At 64.4% G+C, this 13353-nt stretch carries 13 protein-coding genes; 1 reads left to right on the top strand and 12 read right to left on the bottom strand.

Going from position 1 to position 13353, the window contains the following annotated elements; genetic code table 11:
- Positions 1–88 precede the first annotated feature (88 nt).
- The 6 genes from CXY74_RS08075 to infC form a co-directional block, all read right to left on the bottom strand.
- Entirely contained in the window at positions 89–955 is an 867-nt protein-coding gene (locus CXY74_RS08075; protein ID WP_104199975.1) for a glutamate ABC transporter substrate-binding protein, read from the bottom strand.
- An 89-nt stretch (positions 956–1044) separates the two neighbouring features.
- Positions 1045–1833: an amino acid ABC transporter ATP-binding protein gene (locus tag CXY74_RS08080; RefSeq protein ID WP_104199976.1), complete on the bottom strand. Its 789-nt coding sequence runs from the start codon at positions 1831–1833 to the stop codon at positions 1045–1047.
- A 102-nt stretch (positions 1834–1935) separates the two neighbouring features.
- Positions 1936–2736, bottom strand: coding sequence for an RNA methyltransferase (locus CXY74_RS08085; RefSeq protein WP_104199977.1), 801 nt, complete (start codon positions 2734–2736; stop codon positions 1936–1938).
- 150 nt (positions 2737–2886) lie between these two features.
- The gene (gene rplT / locus CXY74_RS08090) at positions 2887–3279 is read right to left on the bottom strand and encodes a 50S ribosomal protein L20 (RefSeq protein WP_104196972.1); all 393 of its coding nucleotides are present in this window, start codon (positions 3277–3279) and stop codon (positions 2887–2889) included.
- 46 nt (positions 3280–3325) lie between these two features.
- Entirely contained in the window at positions 3326–3520 is a 195-nt protein-coding gene (rpmI, locus tag CXY74_RS08095) for a 50S ribosomal protein L35 (RefSeq protein WP_092111710.1), read from the bottom strand.
- Positions 3513–4139 (bottom strand): translation initiation factor IF-3, encoded by a 627-nt coding sequence (gene infC, locus CXY74_RS08100; protein ID WP_104127223.1) that lies wholly within the window; start codon positions 4137–4139, stop codon positions 3513–3515. The genes rpmI and infC overlap by 8 nt, the downstream gene beginning before the upstream one ends.
- 388 nt (positions 4140–4527) lie before the next feature.
- Between infC and CXY74_RS08105 the strand changes: the two genes are divergently transcribed.
- Entirely contained in the window at positions 4528–4830 is a 303-nt protein-coding gene (locus CXY74_RS08105) for a DUF1844 domain-containing protein (RefSeq protein ID WP_104197145.1), read from the top strand.
- Positions 4831–4847: 17 nt separating this feature from the next.
- Here CXY74_RS08105 and CXY74_RS08110 read toward each other — a convergent pair whose 3' ends face one another.
- The 6 genes from CXY74_RS08110 to hisB all read right to left on the bottom strand — a co-directional run bounded on the left by CXY74_RS08110 (position 4848) and on the right by hisB (position 13326).
- Positions 4848–5636: a DNA-formamidopyrimidine glycosylase family protein gene (locus CXY74_RS08110; RefSeq protein ID WP_104199979.1), complete on the bottom strand. Its 789-nt coding sequence runs from the start codon at positions 5634–5636 to the stop codon at positions 4848–4850.
- Positions 5629–10314: an ATP-dependent helicase gene (locus CXY74_RS08115; RefSeq protein WP_104199980.1), complete on the bottom strand. Its 4686-nt coding sequence runs from the start codon at positions 10312–10314 to the stop codon at positions 5629–5631. Before CXY74_RS08115 ends, CXY74_RS08110 begins: the two co-directional genes overlap by 8 nt.
- Before the next feature lie 56 nt (positions 10315–10370).
- Positions 10371–11222: an SseB family protein gene (locus CXY74_RS08120; RefSeq protein WP_104199981.1), complete on the bottom strand. Its 852-nt coding sequence runs from the start codon at positions 11220–11222 to the stop codon at positions 10371–10373.
- Positions 11222–11968 carry a bifunctional 1-(5-phosphoribosyl)-5-((5-phosphoribosylamino)methylideneamino)imidazole-4-carboxamide isomerase/phosphoribosylanthranilate isomerase PriA gene (gene priA / locus CXY74_RS08125; RefSeq protein ID WP_104199982.1) on the bottom strand — a complete coding sequence of 249 codons (747 nt, stop codon included), beginning with the start codon at positions 11966–11968 and terminating at the stop codon, positions 11222–11224. Before priA ends, CXY74_RS08120 begins: the two co-directional genes overlap by 1 nt.
- 105 nt (positions 11969–12073) lie before the next feature.
- On the bottom strand, positions 12074–12706 hold the full coding sequence (hisH, locus tag CXY74_RS08130; protein ID WP_104199983.1) for an imidazole glycerol phosphate synthase subunit HisH: 633 nt from the start codon (positions 12704–12706) through the stop codon (positions 12074–12076).
- Entirely contained in the window at positions 12703–13326 is a 624-nt protein-coding gene (gene hisB / locus CXY74_RS08135; protein WP_104199984.1) for an imidazoleglycerol-phosphate dehydratase HisB, read from the bottom strand. Before hisB ends, hisH begins: the two co-directional genes overlap by 4 nt.
- Positions 13327–13353: the final 27 nt, after the last annotated feature.

The following is a 13353-nucleotide window of genomic DNA, read 5'->3' on the forward strand; positions in this document are numbered from 1 at the left end:
GAACCTCTCCTTTCGTTCTCGTTTGGTGAATGCGTTAAACCGGGTCGGTGGCGGCGAGTGTGTCGCCACCGACCGTTATGCGTGGTGACTAGTAGGCGTCAACCGCGGGCTGCTCGACGGCCGTGCCCGACTGACCCAGAGTCTCGTCGTAGATGGACTGCCAGGTGTCATTGCCGTCGGTGAACATGTCGTTGATGAAGCCGCGCAGAGCGTCGTCACCCTTCGGCAGGCCCACGCCGTAGTTCTCGACCGAGAACGGCTCGCCGACGACCTTGAGGTTCTCGGAATCCTGCGAGGCGTAGCCAAGCAGGATGGCCTGGTCGGTCGTGACCGCGTCGACCTGACCATCCTTGAGGGCCTCAACACACTGCGAGTAGGTGTCGAACTCTTCCGTTTCGGTGTCGGGGTAGTTGTCCTTGATGTTCTGGATCGGCGTGGAGCCGGTCGCGGAACAAACGGTTTTGCCGGCCAGATCGTTTTCACTCGTGATCGAGTCGTCGTCAGCGGCGACCAGGATGCCCTGGCCGGTGATGAAGTACGGTCCCGCGAAGTCGATCTGCTCTTTGCGCTTGTCGGTGATTGAGTAGGTACCAACGTAGTAATCGATGTCACCGTTCACGATGGCGGACTCGCGGTTCGCGCTCGGAATGGCGATGTACTCGATCTTGTCATCGGAGAAACCCAGGGACTCGGCCACCCACTTGGCGATCTCAATGTCGAAGCCGGAGCGTTCTCCGGTTCCGGCATCGAGGAATCCCAGGCCGGGCTGGTCTTCCTTGACGCCGATACGCACGGTATCGGCTTCCACCATGGCGTCGTACGTGGGGCTGCCCGTGAGCGTAACTTCGGCGGGAGCGTCGGACGATCCTGGGTCTGTGGTATCTCCGCCGGCGCATCCGGCCAGAAGCAGTGCCGCCGTGGCTGCTGTGGCCAGGAGACTGAGTTTCTTACGCATTGTGATTCCTTTTCTGGTTGGGAAGGGAGGTGTCAGGATAAGTTATGGCGACCCTGTGTCCCGTGACTCTGGTCGAGTGGGCCGTTGGGCTAGTGGTCGAGAATTTTGGACAGGAAGTCCTGCGCGCGCGCGCTCTGCGGGTTCGTGAAGAACTGCTCGGGTGAGGACTCTTCCACAATTTCGCCCTCGGCCATGAAGATGACACGGTCCGCAGCCTTGCGGGCGAAGCCCATCTCGTGGGTGACGACGATCATCGTCATACCCTCGTTGGCGAGGTCGACCATGACCTCAAGCACCTCATTAATCATCTCAGGGTCGAGGGCGCTGGTCGGCTCGTCGAGCAGGATCAGTTTCGGCTCCATGGCCAGAGCGCGCGCGATCGCGACGCGCTGTTGCTGGCCACCCGAGAGTTGGGACGGCATTTTCCCGGCCTGGTTGGCCACGCCAACACGCTCGAGCAGAGCCATGGCCTTCTTCTCGGCATCAGCTTTCGCCATGCCGCGCACTTTGATCGGACCGAGGGTGACGTTGTCGAGCACGGTCTTGTGGGCGAACAGGTTGAACGCCTGAAAGACCATGCCAACGTCAGCGCGCAAGTGGGCCAGTGCTTTACCCTCTTCCGGCAACTTCACACCGTCGATGGTGATCACACCGTCATCGATGGTCTCGAGGCGGTTGATCGCCCGGCACAGGGTGGATTTGCCCGACCCACTCGGACCAATCACGACCACAACTTCGCCGCGGTTGACCACCGCGTTGATGTTCTTGAGAACATGCAGTTCTCCGTAGTGCTTGTTGATGTCCTTGACGACGACTAGCGGTTCGCCCCGACGAACGGTGATGTTCGAGGTGGCCGGGGACGAATCTGTGGGCTCCATACTTCCTAACTTAGGACAGAACGCGTGTCTGGACATGCCAAATGCCCGGACAGCAACGCATTTGTAACAGTCCGGGCATGGCGTGTTTGTGCAGGCAGCAGATCAGGCGCGCTGGGCGAATGCACTCTCATACAGGCACACGGATGCCGCGGTCGCGAGGTTCATCGACTCGGCTTTGCCGTAGATCGGCACGCTGACGCTGCGGTCGACCCGGGCCAGGTCTTCGTCGGTGAGGCCGCGCGCTTCGTTGCCGAAAAGCCACACGGTCGGAGCTGCCAGTAAGCCCTCGTTGCGGGCGGTCAGCAGGTCGGAGCCCTTGATGTCGGCGGCAAAGAGCTGCAGCCCGGCCGCCCGGGCACGGTCGAGTACGTCGGAGAGGTCGGCCGCGATAGCGACGGGCAGGTGAAAGATGGAGCCGGTCGAGGAACGGATGACCTTGGGGTTGTACAGGTCGACGCTGCGACCGGTGAGGATGACGGCGTCCGCGCCCGCGGCATCCGCTGCCCGAATGATGGTGCCGGCGTTGCCGGGATCGCGCACCTCTTCGAGGATGGCGACGAGCTTGGGCTCGGCATTGAAGATTTTCTTTACCGAGGTGGGGAACTGGTGACAGACAGCCACGAAGCCCTGCGGGGTGACCGTATCGGCCATAGCCTCGAGCACCTCTTCGGAGACGAACTCCACCTCGACCTGGGCGTCGACCGCTTTCTGGGCCAGATCGGTGTAGCGGTCGAGCGCGGTGGGCGTCGCGAACAACTCCACGACGAGCTCTGGGCGAAAGGTGAGCGCTTCGGAAACGGCCTGCGGGCCTTCGAGCAGAAAAAGACCGGACTCGAGGCGCGCGTCGCGCTTGGCAAGTTTTGCGACGGAACGGACGCGCGGTGAACGTGGATTATCAAGCATGACCTCGAGTTTAGTTGCACAAGGTTTACTTACAGAAAAAGGAGCGGACGACCACGTCGCCCGCTCCTCACTGTTCAATTCAAAACTGTCGATCTTTCACCACATTCACGCCCAGGAGGCAGACGGTGGTGAACCGATCAGGGTAGCGCCTTACGCCGTGACGGCGACCTTCGGTGCCGAGGTGTCGGCGGGAAGGGCAGCCTTGGCACTCTCGACGAGCGCGGCGAACGTCGCTGCTTCGTTGACGGCCAGGTCGGCGAGGATACGACGGTCAACCTCGATGCCAGCCAGGCCGAGGCCCTGGATCAGACGGTTGTAGGTGAGGCCGTTGGCGCGCGACGCAGCGTTGATCCGCTGGATCCACAGGCGACGGAAGTCACCCTTGCGTGCGCGACGGTCACGGTAGCTATAGGTAAAGGAGTGAGTGAGCTGCTCCTTCGCCTTGGTGACCAGGCGTGAACGCTGACCGCGATAACCCTTGGCGCGTTCGAGAATAACGCGGCGACTCTTGTGGGCGTTTACGGCCCTCTTTACTCTTGCCATTTTTTACAAATCCTTATTCGTTACGGGCCTACTATTGGGGCCTGGTTTACAGACCGAGAAGCTTCTTGATGGTCTTCTGATCCGACTTAGCCAGCACCTGGTCCTGGTTCAAACGGGACTTGCGCTGCGTGCTCTTGACCTCGAGGTTGTGTCGAAGTCCGGCCTGCTGCTTCATGATCTTTCCGCTTCCGGTGACCTTGAAACGCTTCTTGGTTCCGGAGTGGGTCTTCATCTTAGGCATGTGGTTCCTCCTGTTTCGCTGCCTTATCGGCAACCTTGTCTGCCTTATCGGCGACCTTGTCTGCCTTCTCGGCAGCCTTGTGGGCGTTGATCTCAGCCTTGGCTTCTGACTTGTTCTTCAACGGGCCAATCACCATGACCATGTTTCGACCGTCGATCATCGGAGTAGATTCCACGGAACCGTACTCGGCGACATCCTCGGCAAATTTTTGGAGCAGTCGTACGCCCTGATCAGGGCGAGACTGTTCACGGCCACGAAAAAGAATCATGGCCTTGACCTTGTCACCGCTCTTCAGGAAGCCTTCGGCGCGTTTGCGCTTGGTCTCGTAGTCGTGCGTATCAATCTTGAGACGAAAACGAACCTCCTTGAGGATCGTGTTCGCCTGGTTGCGCCTGGCCTCCTTGGCCTTCTGCGCAGCCTCGTACTTGAACTTGCCGTAGTCCATGATCTTGGCCACGGGCGGCTTGGCTTCAGGTGCAACTTCGACGAGATCGAGGTCGGCATCCTGTGCCAGGCGCAGGGCAACATCAATCGCCACGACCCCGACCTGCTCGCCGTTGGGACCAACGAGACGAACTTCGGGGACGCGTATACGGTCATTTGTACGGGGATCGCTGATGCGTCTCTCCTCTTGGTTAACTTCGTGATCACAACCAGTCAGCGGATGCCGATTGGGGACGAAGAGAGGAAAATCACGCGCTTACCAGGCCAACCTTGTCGTTGACGTGTTCCACACGACACCCTGTCTACCCTCGCTCTGCCACCTTCCCGAGGGAGGTGGAAACGCGACGGCGGAGTGCAAACTACCCGGTAACCTTGATGAAGCGGTATGCGCGGGTGGGAGATTCTCCACTTTCGTACCGAGACTATTGTCCCGGAACCAAGAATGATCCTAGCAGAGGAATGCAGTGAGCCAAAGTTTTGAGCACGATACGGGTTTAGAGCAGAATGCCGAACTTGACCGGGATGCTGATTTTGAGCGGGATGCTGCCCAGGCAACGCGCGATATCGCCGATGTGGCCGCTGTGGAGATCATCACCACGGCCGCCGTGCACCTCATGAGCGCGGCCGCCGTGAAGTGCGGCCTCGCCGAAGATCCCGACGCCCAGATCGACCTCGACGAGGCGCGCAAGCTCATCACGGCCCTGGCCGGACTGGTCACGGCAGCCGCCCCCGATATCGCCGACATGCATGCCCGCAGCCTGCGGGACGGCCTGCGTTCCCTGCAGCTTGCGTTCCGCGAGGCGTCCTTCGTGCAGGACCCAATCGGCGAGGGTCCCGGCGAGAAATACACCGGCCCCGTCACCTAACCGGTGGCCTGTGCGCCTCAGGTCTGGCAGCGCGGGCACCAGTAGGTGTCGCGCAACTCCAGTTCGGTACGGCCGAGCCGTCCCTTCTGAACGCGGCTACCGCACCGGCGACACGGCTGCCCGGCCCGCCCGTAAACCCAGAGCTGGGCTCCCCGGCGCAGGTTGCCGGTGGTCGTGCGCTCGTCACGGTCTTTATTGGCCAGTAACAGGCGCCGGGCGAGCATCACGAGTCCGGCGAGGTCAGTGACCTCAGCCACGGGCCGGTTCGGCAGTAATCCGCGCAGAAAACAGAGCTCGTTGACATAGACGTTGCCCAGCCCGGCCAGATTGCGCTGGTCAGCGAGGGCCACGATGATCGGCTGCTCACCGTGGGCGGCAAGACGTCTGGTGGCCTCGGCAGCGTTGGCTGCGCTCCACTCGGCGTCGAGCAGATCGGATCCGAGGTAGCCGACCACCTCGGCTTCAGCCCGGGTCGGCACGAGCTCCAGCACGCCCAGTTCGAACCCCACGGCAACCCACTCGGTGGTCTGCAGCACGATGCGTGCCTGAAACGCCGGCCGCTGCCACCGCGTGCCCGGCCGATACAGGTGCCAGGCGCCCTCCATCTTCAAATGCGAGTGGATGCTCGTCTCACCGACGCGGTGCAGCAGATGTTTGCCGCGACTGACGACCTCGTGCACAGTCTGCCCCGACAGATCGACCGTAGCGAAAGCGGGTACCCGAATGTCGCAGCCGGTCAGGATGCTGCCGCGCAGGGCCTGGTCGAGGGAACGGGCGGTGCGGTAGACGGTATCGCCCTCAGGCACGCAGCCTCAGCCCTTTCGGGGTCTCGGTAAATCCGGCGGCGCGCAAGGCCCCGCCCACGTCGGTGCCGATCACGAACACACCGTTGACCGTTTCCACCGCAATCCTCTGCACGCGACCGTTGGTAACCAGGGCGGCCAGACTCACGGTAGCCGCCGCGAGCACCGCCTCATCCGTTTTGAAAGCAACCACGGTTTTACCGCCGCGCTCGACGTACAGCACGAGGGCACCGTCGACAAGAACGACGAGTGCGCCCGCCTTTCGACCCGGGCGGTGGGTGGTGTCACCAGGCAGGGTCGGCCACGGCAGCGCGGCGCCATAGGCGTTCGCCGGGTCGGTCGCGGCCAGGGCAACAGCAGCCAAGGGTGCCGTGTTCCTAACGTCTACGGAAGTCGGGGACACTCCCACCGCGAAGGTGCGCAGCCGGTCGATGGTGCCGCCGGTGGCGAACTGGGCCGCGCCAAGCCCCTCGATGAAATAGCCGCGGCGGCAGCGTGCCATCTCTTCGAAACCGGTGAGGGTGCGGTAGACGAGCGAGAAGCCGCCGATCACGCTCTCCGCCATTACCGCCCCCCGGGTCACCACGCCATAGCGTTCGAGCAGCGTCTCCCCCAGCGCGTGGGCGCGGCGGGTTGGGGAATCGTCGGCAACCGGAAGGATCGACCATCTGCCTGACGCCGTGGGGGGACCGCTGCGACTCGGCAGGTTCGGCCGCGGCATCGACCGCCCGCGATGCAGGCGGGCGCGCGGCGCGGCCCGGCTCTGCCTGTGGGCCGTGTGCCCGCCGGCTAGCAGCGAACGCACCGGAGCGAACGTGTCATTGTTGATCAGACCGGCCCAGACCAGGTCCCACAGCGCCTGCACCAGTGCGGCGTCGTCCTGGCTGCCGACGGCGTCAGACAGCTGCCGAAAGAAGTAGGCGCCCCCGCTGCCCAGGGTCGTCAGGATCTCCTGCTGCAAGGACGTCGTCTCCACGTCGATGGTAAGCGGCAGGGTGAGCTGGGCCGTTTCGGCCAGGTGCAGACTGACCCAACCGTCGTTGCCGGCGAGGGTTCCCGCGCCCGCCCAGAGCAGCTCCCCCGCGTTGGTGAGTTCGTCGAGCATGCCCGGCTGGTAGTCACTCACCCGGGCCGGCAGAATGAGCGTCTCCCAGGCGGACGCCGGAATGCGCGCGCCCTCAAGCTGTTCCACAACGGATGCGACGCCGTCGATTCCGCGCAGCTTGCCTCCCACGTGTTGCCAGACCGGCAGGAACCGACCGATGGCCTGCTGGTCCACCGGTTCCACCTCGTGCCGAAGGGCCGCGAGCGAGCGCCGACGCAAGCGCCGCAGCACCTCGGAGTCGCACCATTCCAAGCCGGTGCCATTCGGTCGGAATTCGCCGGCTACGATACGACGGGCGTCGGCGAGGCGTTTGAGGGCAATCTGCACAACGGCCGTGCCGAGGCCAAACCGGTCGGCGACGGCGCCGGTGGTGAAGGGTCCGTGCGAGCGTGCGTAGCGGCTCACCAGGTCGCCGAGCGGGTCAGCCACGGATTCAGTGAACGCAGCGGACACCCCGATCGGCAGGGGAACGCCGAGAGCGTCGCGCAATCGACTGGCGTCTTCGACCGCTGCCCAGCGTTCCTCACCGCCGATGCTCACACGCACGGCGCGGCGCATGTCGACCAGGCTTAGCAGGGCCCGCTCGGCGACAAAGACGGCGGGCGGGCCCTGCGCGGACGGCAGGCCCTGCGCGGGCGGCGATTCCGGCGGGAGAATGAGCATCCGCTCGGCGACCTCGCTGGTGCTGAGCGGGCCAAGCGTGCGCAACAGATCGGCGACACCTTCCACGCCCTTGGCCAGGTAGTCCGGCGCGAGCCGTTGCAGTTCTCGGTCGGTTTGAGCGATGACGCTCGGGTCGAGGAGTTCACGCAGTTCAACCCGCCCCAGCAGTTCGGCCAGCAGGCTCGAATCGATGGCGAGGGCGGTGGCGCGCCGCTCGGCGAGCGGGGTGTCGCCCTCGTACATGAAGGCAGCGACGTAACCGAACAGCAGTGTGCTCGCGAACGGGCTGGCGGTCTCGGTCTCGGTGTCAACCAGACGTAATTCGCGGGAGGCGATCTGCCGGGTCAGCGCCCCGAGGGCCGGAAGGTCGTACACGTCCTGAAGGCATTCACGCAGGGTCTCGAGAATGATCGGAAAGGTGGGAAAGGTGCGGGCCACGTCGAGTAGTTGGGCGGCCTTCTGGCGTTGTTGCCACAGCGGCGAGCGCGCACCGGGTTTGTACCTGGGCAGCAGCAGTGCCCGGGCAGCGCACTCCCGAAACCGGGAAGCGAACAGGGCGGAGCCACCGACCTCGTCGATGACGATCTGCTCGAGCTCATCGGGGTCGAAAACGAAGAGCTCGCTGCCGGGCGGTTCGGTTTCGGTGTCGGGGATGCGCACGACGATACCGTCATCGCTGGCTACGCAGGAGCCGTCGATTCCGTAGCGTTCGCGCACACGAGCACCCACGGCGAGCGCCCACGGTGCGTGCACCGGGGTGCCGAACGGGGAGTGCAGCACAACCCGCCAGTCCCCCAGTTCATCGCGAAAGCGTTCGACCACGAGGGTGCGGTCAGTTGGGAGCTGCCCGGTGACCGCGCGTTGCTCGGCGAGAAAGGCCAGCAGGTTGTTGATTGCGCGCTGATCGAGGCCGCCCACCGCGCAGCGAGCCTGGGCTTCACTGAGCGGCAGGGTCCCAACCTCGCGCACGAACGCACCGATGGCCCGGCCGAGTTCGGCCGGGCGGCCGAGGCCATCACCTTTCCAGAACGGAAGCCGCCCTGGCTGCCCGAAAGCGGGCACGACGAGCACCCGGTCATGGGTGATCTCCTGGATACGCCAGCTCGTGGTTCCGAGCGCAAAGACGTCGTTCACACGCGACTCGTAGACCATCTCCTCGTCGAGTTCGCCGACCCGTTTGCCGGTGATCTGTTCGCCGCCGACCATGAAGACGCCAAACAGGCCGCGGTCGGGAATGGTGCCGCCGCTCGTCACGGCCAGGCGTTGCGCTCCGGGCCGCCCGGTCAGGGTGCCAGCGTCTCGATCCCAGACAATGCGGGGGCGCAGTTCGGCGAACTGGTCAGACGGGTAGCGGCCGGCGAGCAGGTCAAGGGTCGCCTCGTAGGCCGAGCGTGGCAAGGTCGCAAACGGCGCGCTGCGCCGCACCGTGTCAAACCAGGTTTCCACGTCGATGGGCTCGAGCGCGCAGGCTGCGACAGTCTGCTGCGCCAGAATGTCGAGCGGGTTGGTGGGTACCCGCAGCGATTCGATGGCGCCGGCCACCATGCGCTCGGCGGCAACCGCAGCGTGGATGAGGTCGGCGCGATGCTTGGGGTAGATCACCCCGCGCGAAACCTCACCCACCTGGTGCCCGGCCCGGCCGAGCCGCTGCAGCCCGCTCGACACCGACGGCGGCGATTCAACCTGCACGACCAGGTCGACGGCACCCATGTCGATACCGAGTTCCAGGCTGGAGGTCGCGACGACACAACGCAGCCGCCCCGACTTCAGATCGTCTTCAATGAGCGCGCGTTGTTCCTTGCTGACGGAACCGTGATGCGCCCGCGCGAGCAAGGGCGCCGCGCCTATGCTCTGCCCGCTTGCCCCCATCAGCTCGGCCGGCGGGCGCACCGCGCGCATCACACCGTGTTCGGCCAGCTCCCCCTCGGCAGCCGAAACCGGCACCAGAGCGGATGCCTCCGCCCCGGCCAGGCGGTCGGCGTAGATTTCATTGAACCGGGCCGTCAGCCGTTCGGTAAGTCTCCGGGAATTCGCGAACACGATGCTCGAAGAGTGCGCCAGCACCTCGTCAACGATGGCCTCCTCAACGTGGGGCCAGATGGACCCGGTTTGCGCAGCAGCGGCCGACGTGACCCCTTCGCGTTGCGGTACCGGCCCGAGGTCGCTCATATCGTCGACCGGCACGACCACCCGCAGGTCGAACCGTTTCAGGGAGGGCGGCGCCACGATGTGAACGGGCGCGGCGCCACCGAGAAAGCGCGCCACTTCGCTCTGCGGGCGCACGGTGGCCGACAACCCGATACGTTGGGCCGGGTGACCGAGGAGCGCGTCGAGACGTTCGAGCGATACGGCGAGGTGGGCGCCGCGCTTACTGGCCGCGACCGCATGTATCTCGTCGATGATGACCGTCTGCACATCGCTCAGCGATTCCCGAGCTGCCGACGTCAGCATCAGAAACAATGATTCCGGAGTGGTGATGAGGATGTCGGGGGGCGAGGAGATCAATTTGCGGCGGTCGGCGCTCGGCGTATCTCCCGAACGCACACCGACCGTGACCTGTGGCGGCTGAAGTCCAAGCCGTTGCGCGGCACGGCTGATTCCCACCAGCGGCGCGGTGAGGTTGCGTTCGACGTCAACGCCGAGGGCTTTGAGCGGAGAAATATAGAGCACACGGGTACCAGGCGCACGGGCACCGGGCTCGGCTGATGCCGGTGCTGACTCGTTCGCCAACCGGTCGATGGCCCACAGGAAGGCGGCGAGGGTCTTGCCCGATCCGGTGGGAGCCACAACGAGGGCGTGCGACCCTTGCGCGATAGCAGTCCACGCACCGAGCTGCGCTGCGGTCGGCGCGGCAAACGCCTCGGTGAACCAGGCCTGGGCAGCCGGGGAGAATTGATCGAGAACGTCGCTCATACCGTCATTGTCGCCTGACCCACCGACAGTGCACTGAGCAGGGCCAATATCGGGTATCAGGCCGACGCGATGAGCTTGACGCTCAGCGAATCAACGCCGGTCGTGATGGTCTCGCTTTCCGACCAGCGCGTGCCGAGCCGAGTGAGGATTGCGTCGAGGTCCGTCTGGGTGAGGCCGTCGACCAGTTCCAGTTGAACCACCAGCTCGGGACCGGTGAGCCGGCCAAGCGGGTCACCGGCAGAAAGCTGCACGGTCAAAACCGAAAGTTCGGTCGCGATCGATGCGGCGAAAGCATCGGCGACATGGTGACTGGCGTAACTCGGTGTCCACGGCAAGGATTGGGCGATGGCCCATAAGGCCGGACGGCGAATGACGAATTCACCGGGCGAAGTCGGGTCGAGCACAACGAGGTCGGTATTTTCCTGCGCGGCGGCCAGGGCGACGCGCACGGCATCCGCGGGGACGGGCCGGGCGAGGGGATTCCAGATCGTCATTGCGGTGGTTGACGAGAAAGCAGGCAGTACGGTGCGACCGTCCGGACCGGCCACGGTGATGATCGACAACTCCTGGGTTTTGTCGATCGTTTGGCCGCGCCCGTTCAGGGCGGCTTCACCGAGCTTGGTCACCAGAGGGATGAGCAGGCGGGAACTGCGAATGGCGTCAATGACGCTCTCTTCCCCGGCCTCACGCGCCTGAAACCGCGCGAGCGCCTCGGCAAGAGCTGCTGGCGCGGATCCGTCATCGCCGGCATCGAGATTCGCCTCGAATTCGCGACCGACCCAAGGCTGGCCAGCGGAGTCGGCCGTGTTGGCCGACTCGTTGTGATCGCCGGGTTGACCTGATGGCGCGGAACCATCCGGACGTCCAGATGAGTCACCGGTGGAACCGAGGTTTCGCGCCTTCGCCATTAGTCCCCCGCGACGTCCAGTGCCTCGGCAAGGGTGAAGGCCCCCGCGTACAGCGCTTTGCCCACGATTGCACCTTCAAGCCCGAGCGGAACCAGGCGGCGCAGGGCGTCAATGTCATCGAGGCTGGAGATGCCTCCGGAGGCGATCACGGGTTTGCGGGTGCGGTCGAGCACCTGGCGAAGCAGATCGATGTTCGGACCCTGCAGGGTGCCGTCCTTGGTGACATCGGTCACAACATAGCGGGCGCAGCCGGCTTCTTCGAGACGTTCAAGCACCTGCCAGAGGTCTCCACCGTCCTGTGTCCAGCCGCGTGCGGCGAGGGTCGTACCGCGCACGTCGAGGCCAACGGCAACGGCCTCGCCGTATTGCGCGATAACGCTCGCCGCCCACTCCGGATTTTCCAGTGCCGCTGTGCCGAGGTTGATGCGCTTGACGCCCGCGGTCAGCGCTGCTTCCAGTGAACGGTCGTCGCGGATGCCGCCGGAGAGTTCGATATTGACGCCCTTGACCTGGCGGATGACTTTTTTGATCACGCCGGTGTTGTTGCCCCGGCCAAACGCTGCGTCGAGGTCGACGAGGTGAATCCACTCTGCACCCTGCCGTGCCCAATCAGCCGCAGCATCGACGGGGTCACCGTAGTTTGTTTCCGTACCGGCTTCCCCCTGTGTCAGGCGAACTGCCTTACCGCCGGCCACATCGACGGCGGGCAGGAGGACGAGCCTCGGTATCTTGTTGAACTCGCTCATTGGTGTCCTTGGTTGGTGCGGCCGCGTGCTGCGACCAGATTCATGGCAGGTGCCGGTAATGGGTAGGCAGGAGAAGTTCGGACTGTGAAGTCTAGGCGCACTGAGCTAGTCGCGCAGGGTGCCGATCCAGTTCTTCAACAGGCGGATGCCTGCCTCACCGGATTTTTCGGGGTGAAACTGGGTGGCGCTCAGCGGGCCGTTTTCGATGGCAGCCAGGAACGGTGCCCCGTGTTCGGCCCAGGTGAGCCGGGGCTCGGGAAACGGCGGCATGACCTCGAGCGTCCAGGCCTGGGCCGCGTACGAGTGCACGAAATAGAACCGTTCCTCTTCGATTCCTCGGAAGAGCACGGAGTCAGGGGCGCTGGTGACGGTGTCCCAGCCCACGTGCGGCAGAATCGGTGCGGGAAGTTCGGTGACCGTTCCGGGCCATTCACCCAGTCCCACGGTGTCGATCCCACGCTCGACACCGTGTTCAAACATGACCTGCATGCCGACGCAGATACCGAGCACCGGACGATCGCCAGCCAGGCGACGATCGACGATCTCGTCGCCGCGCACCGCCTTGAGGGCGGCCATCACAGCGCTGAACGCACCGACACCGGGCACGACGAGGCCGTCGGCCTCGAGGGCGACGCTTCGATCGCTCGTCAGGGTGACGTCAGCGCCCGCTAGTTCAAGTGCCTTGACCGCGGAGTGCACATTGCCCGTGCCGTAGTCGAAGACAACGACCCGGCTCACAGGGCACCCTTGGTCGACGGAATGCCGTGCACCAGTGGGTCGAGAGCCTTGGCGAGACGAAAAGCGCGGGCAAAAGCCTTGAATTCGGCTTCAGCGATGTGGTGCGGGTCGCGACCGCCCAGCACGGTGACGTGCACGGTCAACCCGGCGTGAAAGGTGATGGCTTCAAAGACGTGACGCACCATGGAGCCGGTGAAGTGTCCGCCGATGAGGTGGAATTCGAAGCCGGCCGGTTCGCCGGTGTGCACCAGGTAGGGGCGACCCGAAATGTCGACGACGGCTTGGGCGAGAGCCTCGTCGAGCGGCACCAGCGCATCACCATAGCGCGAGATGCCCGACTTATCGCCGAGCGCCTGGCGAATAGCCTGGCCGAGCACGATTCCTACGTCTTCGACGGTGTGGTGTACGTCAATTTCGATGTCGCCGGAAGCACGCACAGTGAGGTCGCACAGCGAGTGTTTCGCAAACGCGGTGAGGAGGTGGTCGTAGAACGGCACCGAGGTGTGGATATCGCTGACGCCGGTGCCGTCGAGATTGAGCGAGAGGTCGATGCTGGATTCACTCGTCTCCCGTTGCAGGTGGGCGACGCGGGGCGCGAGAATGCCGACAGGAGAACTCATACTGTTAGCTTATTCGCCTCGGGCCGA

This window comes from Cryobacterium sp. Y29, from assembly GCF_002929825.1.
Lineage (GTDB): Bacteria > Actinomycetota > Actinomycetes > Actinomycetales > Microbacteriaceae > Cryobacterium.